Genomic DNA, 13654 nt, shown 5'->3' with positions numbered 1-13654 from the left:
GGAGGTTTCACGCAACCGCCCTTTTGAGCCTTTCGACCAGCCTTTCCCTTGCTGCCAGCACATCGGCGCGCCAGTCGGTGAGGATCGAGCGTTCGAGGAAGAAGCCGGTCAGGCGCAAGCCGTCGAGTATCTGGCTCCATTCGCCCGTGCCACCCTCCAGCAGGAAGGGGGGAAGCGGCAGGAGCAGGCTTTCATAGCCGACGGCCCCTGCCCGGCTGACCGCCGCCGCGCTGCGCGGGCTGACGAAGGCGAGATCGGTGGCGTCGCCCGTCGCAGCGCAGCGCGTCAGATCAAGGCCGAAGCCCAGTTCGGCGAGCAGCAGCAGTTCGTAGCGAACCAGCGCCACTGCCCAGCCACGGGCCGCAGGGGCGGCCTCCACCGCGCCCAGCACGCCATCGAGCGCGGAATGAAGCGCGGGATAGGGCGTCCCTTCCGGCAGGGCGATGGCGGTCAGCGCGCAGGCCCAGTCGATCGCGGCGGCAGGCAAGGGTTCAGCATGAAGCGGTGCGCGGCTATGCGCCAGTTCGACGGTCAGGCTGGCGAGCTGTTCCTCCGTCCGGGCGCGGAAAGTCGCCGCGACGCTATTCCCGGGGAGCAGCACTGGACGCATCGCGCGGGATCGGCCGCCCCGCACATAGCCCGCGATCAGGCCATGGTCGGGTGTCAGCAACCGCGCGATCGCGCCATGTTCGCCATGCTGGCGCAGCGAGCAAATGATCGCAGGGGTCGCGAGGATCGACATGCGCTATGCGCCCCCGCCGGGATCAGCCATGAAAATAATCATAGACCTGCTGCGCCACCGCTTTTGAAACACCCGGCGCGCGGGCCAGATCCTCCAGCGCCGCGTCGCGGACGGCGCGGGCGGTGCCGAAATGCATGAGCAGGGCTTTTTTGCGGGCGGGGCCGATGCCGGGAACTTCGTCCAGCGACGACACGGTGATCGCCTTGCTGCGCTTGGCGCGGTGGGCGCCGATGGCGAAGCGATGGGCTTCGTCGCGCAGGCGCTGGAGGTAGAAGAGGACCGGGTGATTGACCGGGAGCGTCAGTTCGCTGCCATCCATCAGGTGAAACACCTCCCGCCCGTCGCGGCCATGGTGCGGCCCCTTGGCGACGCCGACCATCGTGACATCCTCGATGCCCATTTCCTCCAGCATGGCGCGGGCGGCCGATAGCTGGCCCTTGCCGCCGTCGATCAGCACCAGATCGGGCCATTCGCCACTGTCGCGATCAGGGTCTTCGCGCTGGGCGCGGCCGAAACGGCGTTCGAACATTTCGCGCATCATTGCGAAATCGTCGTTGGAGATTTCGGGGTTCTTCATGTTGAACTTGCGATAGGCGTTTTTGCGGAACCCCTCCGGCCCCGCGACGACCATCGCGCCAAGGGCATGAGCGCCCTGAATATGGCTGTTGTCGTAGATTTCGATGCGATCAGGTACAGCGTCCAGCCCAAACATCTCGACCATCTCGTCGAGAATCTTGCCCTGGCTGGTGGTTTCGGCGAGGCGGCGGTCCAGCGCCTCCACCGCATTGCGTTGCGCCTGTTTGATCAGGCGGGTGCGATCGCCGCGCTGGGGGACTTCGATGCGGACCTTGCTGCCGATCCGTTCGCTGAGCGCCTGCGCCATCAATTCGCATTCGGCGGGCGCGCGGTCGGCCAGGACCAGCTTGGGCGGCGGCACTTCCTCGTAAAACTGCGCCATGAAGCTGGCCAGCACCTCGTCCTCCGCCACTTCGTTGGTGTGGACGGGGAAGAAGCTGCGATGGCCCCAATTCTGTCCGCCACGAATGAAGAAGGCCTGGATGCACATTGCGCCACCCTTTTGCGCCAGCGCGAAAATGTCGGCGTCGCCAAGACCTTCGGCATTGATCGCCTGGCTGCCCTGAATGAAGGTCAGCGCCTTGAGGCGATCGCGGATGACGGCGGCCTGCTCGAAATCCATTGCATCGGACGCGGCCTGCATCGCGGTGCCGAGTTTCTGCTGCACCTTGGTCGACTTGCCACCCAGGAAATCCTGCGCGTCGCGGACCAGTTCGGCATAGCCTTCCGGGTCGATGCGATCGACGCAGGGGGCAGAGCAGCGCTTGATTTGATAGAGCAGGCAGGGGCGCGAGCGATTGGCGAAGAAGCTGTCGGTGCAGGAGCGGAGCAGAAAGAGCTTTTGCAGCGCGTTGATGGTGCGGGTGACCGACCCGGCACTGGCGAAAGGGCCATAATAGCGGCCCTTCGCCTTGCGCGCGCCGCGATGCTTCTGGACGCGGGGAAAGGCATGATCCTCCCGCAGCAGGATGAAGGGGAAGCTTTTATCGTCGCGCAACAGCACATTGTAGGGCGGGCGGTAGCGCTTGATGAGTTGCGCCTCCAGCAGCAGGGCTTCGGCCTCGCTGTTGGTGGTCACGATGGTCATCGAGCGGGTCTGGGCGACCATGCGTTGCAGGCGGCGGGGAAGGCGGTCGACCTGGGTATAGTTGGCGACGCGATTCTTGAGCGCGCGGGCCTTGCCCACATAGAGGACGTCGCCGCGCGCATCGTGCATCCGATAGACGCCGGGCCGGATCGGCAGGGTTCGCAGCGTGGTGCGGATCGCCTCCACCCCCGCGTCGATATCCGGCGCGCCGGACCCGCGCACCGTGTAGCTGGCCTTGTCCTCGTTGAAACGGTCGGGGGATTGGGGTTGCGACATGGGGATGAGATAGCGTGCCGGGCGGGGATCGCAATGGGGGCGGTTGGGGTGATGGCCACAGGGAACCCATCGCCCCTCCGGCAGAGCTATCGCGCCTATGAAACTGCCCTTGCCTTCATCGTCATGCTGAACTTGTTTCAGCATCCATTTCTCGTCACACGCGGCGGCAGTGTTTGGGGCACGATGGATCCTGAAACAAGTTCAGGATGACGTTGTAGAAATAACGAAACGTCATGCGCGATTTCTCAGCCCCACGGGGGAGGACTTAAAGCGCCAACGCAAAAGGGCCGGGATTGCGCCCGGCCCTTTTTCCTTTTTGTCTGGCGTGGCGCGATCAGACGACCGGGCCGAGACCCTTGATGGCGCTATCGACCAGAGCCTTGTCGGCGCTGGCATCATGGCCCTGTGCGATCAGGCTGGCCGCGGCCGTGGTTGCGGCGTTGACGGCGCGGGCGCGGATGGCGGTGATGGCAGCGCGTTCGGCGGCGCCAATCTTGTCCTCAGCCATTTTCTGGCGACGGACGACCAGATCGGCGGCAGCGGTGCGGGCGTCCTCCAGCAGGGTTTCGGCCTCATGCTCGGCAGACTTGCGCATCGCTTCGGCCTCACCCGCAGCGGCGGCGAGTTTCGCCTCATATTCGGCCTTGAGCGCATCGGCCTCGGCACGCAGCTTGGAGGCTTCGGCGAGTTGCGCCTTGATCTGTGCGATCCGCCCGTCAAGCACGCTGCCGATCAGAGCGGGAACCTTCTTGAACAGAAGGATGGCGATGAAGACCGCCATCGCCAGGCTGACCCAGGCGGTGGCGTCCATGCCGACAGCCTTGGGATCTGTATGGGGCGCGACGCCTTCGTGCGCGACGGTGCCAACCGGCTCCAGTCCTTCGGCATGGATTGCCTGTTCAAGGCTCGGGGGCGTTTCCGCCGAATGCTGTGCTGCTGCCTCAGCCATGGGCCAGTGCCGCCTTTACTGCGTTGCGGGCTGCATCGTCCGACGCTTGCACGCCAGCGATACGGGCCACCATGTCGCGTGCCGCATCGGCAGCGACGGTTTCAATTTCTGCCAGAGCGGCATCGCTGGCGGCCTTGATCCGGGCTTCGGCGGCCGCGATCTTGGCGGCGACTTCAGCGTCGGCGGCAGCGAGCTTGGTTTCGGATGCCTTGGCGGCTTGCGCCTTGGCCTGAACCAGCATCGCCTGGGCGGCGGCACGGCTTTGCGCGTCACGGACGCGATAGTCGGCTTCCGCTTCGTCGGCGCGGGCGAAGGCGGCCTTGGCCGCGTCCAGATCACCACTGATCTTCGCGTCGCGCGCGTCCGCCGTACCCTGAACCTTGGGCACCATGCCGAGGCCGATGACGAAGAACACGAAGCCGAAGGTCAACAGCAACCAGAAAATCTGGCTGGAGTAGGTTTCGGCGATTTGCGCGATTTGAGGCATATCTATCCGTCCGATCAGGGCGCGGTCAATTTGGGGGGATGCGGGCGGGCCAGCACGAAGCCGCCCAGCCCGCACCCAATATGTGTCAGGCCACGAACACCAGGATCATGGCGATAACGAACGCCAGCAGACCCAGAAGTTCCGCCGCGGCGAAACCGATGAACAGACGGCCCTGCTGGCCATCAGCAGCGCCCGGATTGCGCAGCGCGCCTTCGAGGAACGCGCTGAATACGTTGCCCACACCGAGGGCAGCGATGCCCGCACCGATCGCGGCCAGGCCAGCACCGAGCAGCTTTGCGGCTTCTGCGTCCATGTCGTAAACTCCTTCGTTAGAATATTGATAATGTTGACGAAATTACGGAAATCTTAGTGCAGGTTTTCGGCATCGTTGAGATAGACCGAGGTCAGCAGCGCGAACACATAGGCCTGGATCACCGCAACCAGCATTTCCAGCGCGCTGATACCGATCATCAGGACGAAGCTGGCGGTGCCGACGGTGAGACCCAAAGCCGGCGAGGCGTTGGCGCTGTTGATGACGAAGCCCGCCAGCACCTTCAGCAGTACGTGGCCAGCGGTCATCGCGACGAACAGTCGCAGGCCCAGGCTGAACGGACGCACCATGAAGGAGACGAGTTCAATGAAGAAGAGCGGCACCACCATCAGCGCAGGCGTGCCATGGGGCACGAACAGCGAGAAGAAGTGGAAGCCATGCTTGGCGAAGCCGACGATCAGGACGATCGAGAAGCTCATGATCGCCAATACGCCAGTGGCGGTGAAATGGCTGGTGAAGGTAAAGGGGTGAAGCCCCACCAGACCCAGCGGCAGCAGGCCCAGAAGGTTAGCCAGCAGAATGAACATGAAGAGCGAAAAGACGTAGGGGATATATTTGCGCCCCTTGTCGCCGATATTCGCAATCAGCAGATTCTTGATGAAGCCGGTCATATATTCGACCGCCATCTGCCAGCGACCGGGGACCAGTTCGCGCTTCATGCCGCCGATCACGAAGATCCACAGCACCACAGCCGCGAGCACCATATAGAGCGCGCTGTTGGTGAAGGCGATGTTGAAGCCGCCGATCGACAGATGATCCGTACCGAACAGCGGTTCGATCGCAAATTGATGCATCGGATCGATTTTGCCGGATTCTGCCACGCTGGACCCCTGTTACGTCTAAACCGTCTAAACGTCGGACTATGACAAAAGCGTCCCTTATTCCGGGGGACGCTTCGTCGTCGTCAATCTGATGATGTTCCTGAACGCCGCCACGATGCCAAGACCGAGGAAAACGAGCAGGAGCCATGGGGATGTGTCAAACAGCCGGTCCAAAACCCAGCCGATCAACGCACCGCCGACAAGACCGCCGATCAGTTCCGCAAGAACCCGGTTGCCCAGGCGAGACCCATCGTCCGCCTGTTGCTCCACAGCCCCCTGCCTGACCTTTTCAACGGATTCAGCGCGCGCAATCCGCTCTTCCAGAGACGTGATGCGCACATCTTCCCCCGCCGGGTCCTGTCCGGGTCCATCCGCAACCATGTTCGTCCTCCATCGGGGTTTTACCCCATATGGCAGGCGGCATGGCGCTTGCGGCTGCACCCGTCAAGGCGCGGCCCGTTTAGAAAGGCGATTGCGGATAGTCAACCATGGTTGGGCAGAGATTGGCACCCCCGGACGAAGGAATGAGAAAAGTCCGCCAGTGCGTCTTTTCAGCCCGCCGACGCGCAATAGGGCGGCAGCGCGATCGGGCCGGCACCCTTGGTCTGCCACGCGCCAGCGCCGATGCGATACACCTGGCCGGTCTTGACCCTGCTGCTGAGCGTCTGACAACCAGTGGCGGCGGCGACATCCTGCACGGTGACGCCCCGCTGGCTGGCCAGCTGCGTATAGGCAGCGCGACGCTTGATATTGATCGATTCGACTTCGGCGCGGACATCGCCCGCCACCGTCCCGGCGATGCCGAGATAGCCATCGGCCTGTTCGCCCACCGTGCCGGCCGCCATGGCGCTGGCCACGGCCCCGGTCTGGGCACGGGCGGGCGCGGTCATTGCAAATCCAGCGGCCAGCGCGACGGCGGCACCAGCGGCGATCATGAGCATCTTGCGTGTCATTGCGGGAACAACTCCGGGTTATTCTGGATGAGATCCTGTGCGTCACGTTGCAGGCGCACGACGACCTCCTGCTGCACCTTTACATTCAGGTTGATTTCGATCGGCTTGTCAGGCGCCTTGACCTGAATACAGCCCCCCAGGGCCAGACCGGCGAAACCCGCCATCATGATTGCTTGCTTCTTCATTTGCGCTCCCTGTTTGGCATGTTGTCGCTTTCCGCAGGCTGAACCGCAAGGCTTTCGTTCATTTTGCTCTTCATGGTCGCCTGCATCTGGTCGCCGATGCTGTTCTGTATGAGTTGCGAGGGATCGATGAAGGACTGGGCGGTGCCGAGCAGCCCGCGGAAGGGCGCGGCGATCCGCACGTTGAACAGGAAGGGCAGGCCCGTGAAGTTGCGTGCCAACCCTGCCGGGGTGCCGCCCAACTGACCGCGATTGACGCCGTTGAACACGACATTGGTGACCATTTCGCCGTCCAGCGCGCCGTCCATCAGGATCGTCAGGCATTTATATTGCAAGTTCTTGAGCGCATCGAATGCCAGCCGCCCCATCGTCCCTAGCTGCTCGTTCGATACGGGACCGACATAGGAGAGCACGCCCGATTGCCGCGCAGGATCACAGGGGATGGTCGGCAAGACGCCTTCGGGCATCAGCAGCGGCGGCATGCCCTGTTGCCGGGCGACCAGCACCCCGCCCGCGACCCGCCCGCCCTGCGAGTTGAATATGAGGGGCATGAGGCCATCAAATGTGCCGGTGGCCGAGATATTGTCCAGCTCCATTGCCTGGATGAACGCCCCGGCATCGAGGCCGATGACGCGGAAGGTCAGGTAGCGATCGACGTCGGCGCTGAAATCCATGGTGGTGGGAAGCAGGACCAGCTGCCCGCCAGAAAACGGCCAGCCGCCGCCCTCGATTCGGACCTTCTGCCCCGCTTCCAGCCGATAGCGGACAGTGCCGTCGCGGACTTCCACGCCGGGATTGACGGACGTGATCTTGACGGTCTGGCCCGGCGCGGTGACCATGTTGATGAGGTCGGTGAAGCGGATTTCGCCCGACAGGCCCTGCACCGGGCCGAAGGCGGCGGCGAGATTGGCATTGTCGGTGCGGAACGTGCCGGTGGAGGTGACGTTGGAACCGTTCCAGTCGATCCGCCCGTTCCCCGTCACCGTCGCCGCGACATTGGCGACGACGCCGAGCGCCAGCGGGGTGACTTCGTCAGGCTGGAGAGCAGGACCAAAAACCAGGCCGGGCACGTTGAGGTCCGCATGCCCTTTACCGCTGCCAAGCTCATGCGCGATGCTGGTACGGGCGACGGTCGCGCCATTGCGCGGGGAGGCCAGCGTGCCGGTCGCCGCGATGCGGCCATTTTTCAGGGTCAGGGCAAAATCGGGAACAGCAAGCGGGTTGAAGCGGACGGGCGACTGCGAATCGCGCACGGTCATGGCGGCGCGGAAATCGAGCGCGCTGTCGGCGAAGCGCCAGGTACCGTTGCCCTGTTCGACGATCAGCGGAACCGTGCCGATCTGCCCCCCTGCCCCGCTCACAGTGCCGCCAAGGCCGCGCGCCGTCATCGCGCCGTCCAGGCTGGCGGCGGTCAGGCGGACGGGAGCGTCGTTCGGGCCAAGCGTCAGCGCGGGGTTGGCAAGGGCGAAGCCGGTCTGGCCAAGTGCGATGCGGGCATGATCGGCGGTCAGGCGCAGCGGGCTGTCGCCGCTGGTGCCGACAAGCGCCAGATCGGGGATGTCCGCGCCGCCGCTGATGCCCTTTGGACCCATGGCGAACAGCGCGCCGCCATCCAGAGGACAAAGTGTCTGGCGCGTCTGGCCAATGGCAAAGGCACTATAGCGGGCTTCGATCAACGACAGGGGCACGCAGCGGCGGTTGATCGCCAGCGCGCCATTGGCGGCAAGCTGCCCCTCGATCGGCAAGCGAAGGCCGCGCAGGCGACCATCGGGCAACGGCCCATCGAGGCGCAGCGCAGTCGAGAAACGGGTGGCGCCATCGGGCTGGGCGATGAAGCGGACCCGATCGATGCTCAGGCGCGCGTCGCCAGCGGCATAGGGATCGACGAATAATTCGCCGCCAAAGCCGCCACCCGCGCGGCGGGCCAGGCGCAGCGCGGCATCGGGCAGGCCGCCGCCGCCCGTCCGCAACGCGCCTTCGAGCGCCCAATCGAGGCTGGAACCGGCGCGGCCGGGCCAGGCCAGCGTGATGCGGCCATCCGGGGACAGGCCGACCTGCGCGCCGCTGCGGGCGACAAGGCGGCTATCGGTGAGGGCAAGGCTGCCCGCGGCGCCCCGCTGGACGAAGGCGAAGCGCGTACTGATCCGATTATTGTCCCCCGCGCGGCGCACGGCATCGGCCAAGCGGGTGGCGAGCGGGCCGACGGGGGAGCCAAGGGTGGCGCTGCGCAGCGACGCCAGCGGATCGCGGCCCGCCATATGGAGCTGACGCCCCGACAGTTCGCCTTGCGCCTTCGCTTCGCCGCTCTTGACCGACCATGTTCCCGCAAGGCTCGCCTGTTCGATCATGGCCCCCTGCCCCGCCAGCGCCCTTGCGCCGATGCGGGCGCGGCCGCTGGTGGCGGATGCCGTCCCGTCGAAATCGACACGGCCGCTGGGTGCGGCCAGGACGATGCCGCTGGCCTTGAGCGCCTCACCCGACAGGTCGACATGGCCGCTCCAGCGGTCGAACGCCTGCCCCAGCGTGAGGTCAAGCGTCGCCGTCGGGCGGGCCATGGCGGCGCTATCGTGGCAGGCAAGCGCCGAGGCACGCACCGGGCCGGTGACATGCGGACGGCCCCGGTCCATGGCGATGGCCAGCGACGCGCGCCCGTCCGTCAGGCCGCAACCGGCAAAGGCCGCGCGGGGCATGGCGGCGGCCAGTTTGCCCTGAAAGCCGGAGCGCAGATTGCCGGTCCCGTCGATACGCATCGCCACCTGGCCGGCATCGGTATCGAGCCGCAAACGCGCGTCGTTGAGTGCAAGGAGGATGTCGGGCAGGCTGAAGGGTTCGGTGGAATCAGGATCGCTGAACTTGTCCAGTTCGCCCAGCCGCAGCACGCCGTCGCGATAGGAACCGCGCATCCGCACGCCGCCCGCGCGCACCGCGGCGACCTGTGGCGTCAGACCGGCGAAAGCAATGTCGACCTCTACCCAGTCGGCGGTCAGATCCGGATTGGCCGGGTCGCCCAGCAGGATATGTTCGATCCGCTGGGTGCGCAGGCCCACATCGGTCAGATCATAATTGGCCTGCACCCCGCGCCGGTTCAGTTCGCGGCTGACGAAATTTTCCGCGATCGGCGCGCGCTGCGTCCACAGCCCGGCCAGCACCAGTGCAAGCGACCCGGTGCCGACACCCAGCCAGCGTAGCCAACCCCGGCGAACCTGCTCTTCGCCGTCCTGTTCTTCCATGCTTATGGCCAACCCCGGCTTTCAAGTAACGCTGATGGTCCGTAACGGGACCATAACGTCCGTACGCGATTAAATATCCTTGCCCCGCGATTCCGCAACTTATAGCGTCGATGGCCAGTAGCGAGGAACGCAGGTTTGGCGGAGCAGGACGCAAAAGTCACGCATGATGGCGCAGGGCATCGCGCGCGGTTGCGGCAGAAGCTGGCCGAAAGCGGCGGGGATGCGCTGCATGATCATGAACTGATCGAATATCTCCTCGCCCTGGCGATTCCCCGGCGCGATACCAAGCCGCTGGCCAAGGCGTTGCTGCGCGAATTTGGCGGCATTGGCGGGCTGATGAGCGCGGACTGGCAGGCGATCGCGCGGGTGCCGGGCATGGGCGACACCAGCATCGCGGCGATCAAGATCGTGCAGGCGACGATGCTGCGGACGCTGCGCAACGAAGTGGCGGCGCGGCCCGTGCTGGCCAGTTGGCAGGCACTGCTCGACTATCTGCGCGCGGACATGGCGTTTCTGGGGGTGGAGCGGGTGCGGGTGCTGCACCTGAATGCGCGCAACATGCTGATCCGCGACGAAAATATGGGCGACGGGTCGATCGACCAGGCGGCCATCTATGTGCGCGAGGTGATCAGGCGGGCGATAGACCTGGGGTCAGCAGCGATCATATTGGTGCATAACCACCCCAGCGGATCGCCCGAACCCAGCCGTCAGGACATAGAGGTGACACGCCAGATCATCGACGCAGGCAAGCGGCTGAACATCGCGGTGCATGACCATATTATCGTCGGCACGAACGGGCATAGCAGTATGCGGGCTATGGGGTTGTTGTGAGGGGATGGAATGGGTGGATGGCGGAAGGTCGGGTTTTGCGAAGCTGACCGGCGATAGCGGAAGATGCGCAGATAAAAACGTGCGACAACAATCGCCCAAATGTCGGTCGTTCCCACGTCGCTCCTGAGCGCCTGAAGCGGACGCTCTTGACAGGTGTATGGCATCTGCAATACACTTTAGGACGGGGTAGAGGGAAACAGATGAGAAATAGCTGGCTCGTAGCAGCGGGGATACTGAGCGTCGCCGCATCGGTGTTGCATGTGGCTACCATTGTAGGCGGACCGGACTGGTACAGGTTCTTCGGAGCTGGCGAAGAGATGGCGGTCGCCGCCGAACGTGGCTCATCGGTTCCCGGGGTGGTGACGGCGGCGATTGCCTCTGTCCTCATGGTGTGGGCATTTTACGCATTCTCCGCCGCTGGTCTTATCAGGCGTCTGCCGCTTTTGCGGACCGCGTTGGTGCTCATCACTGGTGTTTACCTGCTTCGGGGACTGGCACTTGTTCCAATACTCGTGATAAAGCCGCATACCGTCGATACTTTCGCCATCGTCAGTTCTCTCGTCGTTCTTGGCTACGGGATCGCCCACGCGGTCGGAACATGGCAGGCGTGGCCTAGCCTTAGCTCGATAACGACGACACGATCTGCCTGATCTCCAACGTCCGCTTCCACCATGTGCGGACTGGAAGCGGAACGGCAGCTAGCCACCAGATTTGGTCATTCAGTCTTCGCCTTGCCATCGGCATGAATGGCCGGTTTCAGCGATCCGCATGGTCTGACGGAGTGACCTAGAATGGTCGTCACCGATCATCCTCCCCTTCAAGGGGAGGTGGATGGCCGTAGGCCAGACGGAGGGGTGTCTTCCCCTCGATAGTGTGACACCCCTCCACCACTTCGTGGTCCCCCTCCCCTTGCAGGGGAGGAATTTACGGGCGTTTCTGGCCGCTCATTGCCATTCCCCTTTCGTCATACCGGGCTTGACCCGGCATCCCGCTTTTCTTCGCGCAGAAACCGCGACCTCGGATCAAGCCTGTCCTGAGCTTGCCGAAGGGTCCGGTGATGACGGAGTTGGGCGTTTCTGGTCGCTCGTTGGCGGACAGGGCAAAGCCCGTCCGCCTCTGGTCAGGCGTCGAAGCCGAAGTTCAGGAATTCGGGGACCGGGCCGTTCCAGCCTTCGTCGGGGCCGTCGTCCTGATGATCGTTGCGGCGTTGGCGGGCGGGGGCTTCGGCGGCGCGGGGGGCGGCGGCTGGGCTGGTGGCTGCTTCCTCGCGCGGCTTTTGCGCGCGTGACCGGCGGGCCGGGCTGGGCTTTTCAGCGGTGGGCTCGTCCGCGACGGGCGCTTGAGCAGCAGGCTTTGCCGTGCGGGGCTTGCGGCCCCTTGGCGTCTTGGGTGCGGATTCTGCGGTCGGTTCGGTGCTGGCGATGGCCTCCGCCGCGCCGACGACCTCGATCTTGGTGCCGATCAGCTTCTGGATATTGTCGATCGCTTCGGCGTCCGCTTCTGTGACGAAGGTGTAAGCGACGCCTGATGCGCCCGCACGGCCGGTACGGCCGATGCGGTGGACATAATCGTCCGGGTGCCAGGGCGCGTCATAGTTGAACACATGGCTGACGCCCTTGATGTCCAGACCGCGCGCCGCGACGTCCGACGCGACGAGGATGTTGACGGTGCCGGCGCGGAAGCGTTCCAGTTCGGCGATGCGCGAACCCTGGTCGATATCGCCATGGATTTCGCCCGACTTGAAGCCGTCGCGTTGCAGGCTCTTGTTCAAGTCCCGCACCGTCGTCTTGCGATTGCAGAAGATGACCGCGCTGGTGACGTCGGCTTCGCGCAGCATTTTGGACAAGGTGTCGCGCTTCTTGCGTGCGTCGACCTTCACCAGACGCTGGGTGATGTTGGTCGATGCGCTGGCGGGGCGCGCGACTTCGATCGATTTGGGGTTGGACAGGAATTTGTCGGCCAGTTTCTTGATGACCGGGGGCATGGTTGCCGAAAACAGAAGCGTCTGGCGCTGCGCGGGCAGCTTGGTGCAGATTTCCTCGATATCGGGGATGAAGCCCATGTCGAGCATCCGGTCGGCTTCGTCGATGACCAGCAGCGAACAGCCATTGAGCATGATCTTGCCGCGACCGAACAGGTCCATGAGGCGGCCCGGTGTCGCGATCAGCACGTCCACGCCCTTTTCGAGCGCGGCAAGCTGGTCGCCCATCGACACGCCACCGATCAGCAGCGCCATCGAAAGTTTGTGATATTTGCCGTATTTCTCGAAATTTTCCGCGACCTGGGCGGCGAGTTCGCGGGTCGGCTCCAAAATCAGCGATCGCGGCATCCGCGCGCGGCTGCGTCCATGGGCGAGGATGTCGATCATCGGCAGCACGAAGCTGGCGGTCTTGCCCGTCCCCGTCTGGGCAATGCCGATAATGTCGCGCATCATCAGGACGGACGGGATCGCCTGCGCCTGAATAGGCGTGGGCGTATCGTAACCGGCCTCGGTTACGGCCCTGAGCAATTCGTCGGAAAGGCCGAGATCGGCAAAAGTCATTCAATGGTCCGGGAACAGGAGGCTTGTCCGCCCTGCACGATAGCGAGACGGAAATCGGCCGCGCATTGCGGAAATATCGGCCGCTTGTCAAGGAAATCGCGCGATTTGCCCTGTCCTGCCGCCCGATCGCGACACTTAATCGTCGGGTTCGACGGCGATCAGCCGCTTGAAGCTTTCGATGGCGCAACTGGTCCCGCCGCGCGCCTGCAATTCGTCCCGGCCCGAACATAGCGACCCGTCCTCGTCCGGTTCGACATAGAAACCGGAATAGAAAGCCGCCGCGTCGCACCCTTTTTCCAACCGCGCGCGATAGCGATGATCGTCGGCCAGGATCAGGTCCACCCCGTTACGCACGGCGATGGCGGCAGCGCGAATCGAGCGGAGCGCGACGCAGCGCGGTCCCTTCTTTTCGTCCCATGCGTCGGCGGCTTTTTCCGTTATGCGCGCGGGCGCCCTGCCCTTGCGCGCCATCGGCACGCGAATGATGACGCGCTGTTCAATCGTCATTTGCGCCCATTGAACCGGGCTAGCCGTAGTGGCGGCCATCAGCAGCAATATGGAATGAACCAAATCGAACCCCTTTTGGGAATCGGAAGCTATCGACCCATGGTTGAACAGTCGATGAATTCAGGGGATAGGTGCGTCCC

The 13654-nt window shown here is 64.2% G+C and carries 14 protein-coding genes; 2 read left to right on the top strand and 12 right to left on the bottom strand.

Annotated elements, in window-relative coordinates:
- Positions 1-7: 7 nt before the first annotated feature.
- The 10 genes from recO to AC07X9_RS03410 form a co-directional block, all read right to left on the bottom strand.
- A complete protein-coding gene (recO, locus tag AC07X9_RS03455; protein WP_017182705.1) occupies positions 8-742 on the bottom strand; it encodes a DNA repair protein RecO in 735 nt (244 codons plus the stop codon).
- A 22-nt stretch (positions 743-764) separates the two neighbouring features.
- Positions 765-2681 carry an excinuclease ABC subunit UvrC gene (gene uvrC, locus AC07X9_RS03450; RefSeq protein ID WP_017182706.1) on the bottom strand — a complete coding sequence of 639 codons (1917 nt, stop codon included), beginning with the start codon at positions 2679-2681 and terminating at the stop codon, positions 765-767.
- Between the two features lie 334 nt (positions 2682-3015).
- Positions 3016-3630, bottom strand: a complete 615-nt coding sequence (locus AC07X9_RS03445) for a F0F1 ATP synthase subunit B family protein (RefSeq protein ID WP_017182708.1) — start codon at positions 3628-3630, stop codon at positions 3016-3018.
- A complete protein-coding gene (locus AC07X9_RS03440) occupies positions 3623-4117 on the bottom strand; it encodes a F0F1 ATP synthase subunit B family protein (protein ID WP_017182709.1) in 495 nt (164 codons plus the stop codon). The genes AC07X9_RS03445 and AC07X9_RS03440 overlap by 8 nt, the downstream gene beginning before the upstream one ends.
- Before the next feature lie 85 nt (positions 4118-4202).
- Entirely contained in the window at positions 4203-4430 is a 228-nt protein-coding gene (locus tag AC07X9_RS03435) for a F0F1 ATP synthase subunit C (RefSeq protein ID WP_006961951.1), read from the bottom strand.
- Positions 4431-4483: 53 nt separating this feature from the next.
- Positions 4484-5269 carry a F0F1 ATP synthase subunit A gene (locus tag AC07X9_RS03430; protein ID WP_017182710.1) on the bottom strand — a complete coding sequence of 262 codons (786 nt, stop codon included), beginning with the start codon at positions 5267-5269 and terminating at the stop codon, positions 4484-4486.
- 57 nt (positions 5270-5326) lie between these two features.
- Positions 5327-5650, bottom strand: a complete 324-nt coding sequence (locus tag AC07X9_RS03425; RefSeq protein ID WP_017182711.1) for an AtpZ/AtpI family protein — start codon at positions 5648-5650, stop codon at positions 5327-5329.
- Positions 5651-5820: 170 nt separating this feature from the next.
- Entirely contained in the window at positions 5821-6222 is a 402-nt protein-coding gene (locus tag AC07X9_RS03420; protein WP_019051993.1) for a YdbL family probable chaperone protein, read from the bottom strand.
- Positions 6219-6407 carry a YnbE family lipoprotein gene (locus AC07X9_RS03415; protein WP_017182713.1) on the bottom strand — a complete coding sequence of 63 codons (189 nt, stop codon included), beginning with the start codon at positions 6405-6407 and terminating at the stop codon, positions 6219-6221. Before AC07X9_RS03415 ends, AC07X9_RS03420 begins: the two co-directional genes overlap by 4 nt.
- Positions 6404-9634: an intermembrane phospholipid transport protein YdbH family protein gene (locus AC07X9_RS03410; protein ID WP_017182714.1), complete on the bottom strand. Its 3231-nt coding sequence runs from the start codon at positions 9632-9634 to the stop codon at positions 6404-6406. The genes AC07X9_RS03415 and AC07X9_RS03410 overlap by 4 nt, the downstream gene beginning before the upstream one ends.
- A 135-nt stretch (positions 9635-9769) precedes the next feature.
- Here AC07X9_RS03410 and radC point away from each other — a divergent pair, with 135 nt between their 5' ends.
- Both radC and AC07X9_RS03400 read left to right on the top strand, forming a co-directional pair.
- A complete protein-coding gene (gene radC / locus AC07X9_RS03405) occupies positions 9770-10465 on the top strand; it encodes a RadC family protein (RefSeq protein ID WP_017182715.1) in 696 nt (231 codons plus the stop codon).
- Between the two features lie 200 nt (positions 10466-10665).
- Positions 10666-11115, top strand: coding sequence for a hypothetical protein (locus AC07X9_RS03400; RefSeq protein ID WP_017182716.1), 450 nt, complete (start codon positions 10666-10668; stop codon positions 11113-11115).
- A gap of 470 nt (positions 11116-11585) precedes the next feature.
- On the opposite strand, the gene AC07X9_RS03395 is transcribed toward AC07X9_RS03400, so the two are convergent.
- Positions 11586-13007 carry a DEAD/DEAH box helicase gene (locus AC07X9_RS03395; RefSeq protein WP_017182480.1) on the bottom strand — a complete coding sequence of 474 codons (1422 nt, stop codon included), beginning with the start codon at positions 13005-13007 and terminating at the stop codon, positions 11586-11588.
- Between the two features lie 135 nt (positions 13008-13142).
- A complete protein-coding gene (locus AC07X9_RS03390; protein WP_026002276.1) occupies positions 13143-13577 on the bottom strand; it encodes a hypothetical protein in 435 nt (144 codons plus the stop codon).
- Positions 13578-13654 lie beyond the last annotated feature (77 nt).

It is taken from the genome of Sphingobium sp. GW456-12-10-14-TSB1, assembly GCF_059424385.1.
Note: the sequence above shows the minus strand (reverse complement) of the source record. Positions and strands in the feature narration are given on the sequence as shown.

Coding starts and splice junctions, on each gene's coding strand:
- AC07X9_RS03445 (WP_017182708.1), bottom strand. CDS start 3,630: ATGGCTGAGGCAGCAGCACAGCATTCGGCGGAAACGCCCCCGAGCCTT.
- AC07X9_RS03435 (WP_006961951.1), bottom strand. CDS start 4,430: ATGGACGCAGAAGCCGCAAAGCTGCTCGGTGCTGGCCTGGCCGCGATC.
- AC07X9_RS03425 (WP_017182711.1), bottom strand. CDS start 5,650: ATGGTTGCGGATGGACCCGGACAGGACCCGGCGGGGGAAGATGTGCGC.
- AC07X9_RS03400 (WP_017182716.1), top strand. CDS start 10,666: ATGAGAAATAGCTGGCTCGTAGCAGCGGGGATACTGAGCGTCGCCGCA.
- recO (WP_017182705.1), bottom strand. CDS start 742: ATGTCGATCCTCGCGACCCCTGCGATCATTTGCTCGCTGCGCCAGCAT.
- uvrC (WP_017182706.1), bottom strand. CDS start 2,681: ATGTCGCAACCCCAATCCCCCGACCGTTTCAACGAGGACAAGGCCAGC.
- AC07X9_RS03420 (WP_019051993.1), bottom strand. CDS start 6,222: ATGACACGCAAGATGCTCATGATCGCCGCTGGTGCCGCCGTCGCGCTG.
- AC07X9_RS03415 (WP_017182713.1), bottom strand. CDS start 6,407: ATGAAGAAGCAAGCAATCATGATGGCGGGTTTCGCCGGTCTGGCCCTG.
- AC07X9_RS03395 (WP_017182480.1), bottom strand. CDS start 13,007: ATGACTTTTGCCGATCTCGGCCTTTCCGACGAATTGCTCAGGGCCGTA.
- AC07X9_RS03440 (WP_017182709.1), bottom strand. CDS start 4,117: ATGCCTCAAATCGCGCAAATCGCCGAAACCTACTCCAGCCAGATTTTC.
- AC07X9_RS03410 (WP_017182714.1), bottom strand. CDS start 9,634: ATGGAAGAACAGGACGGCGAAGAGCAGGTTCGCCGGGGTTGGCTACGC.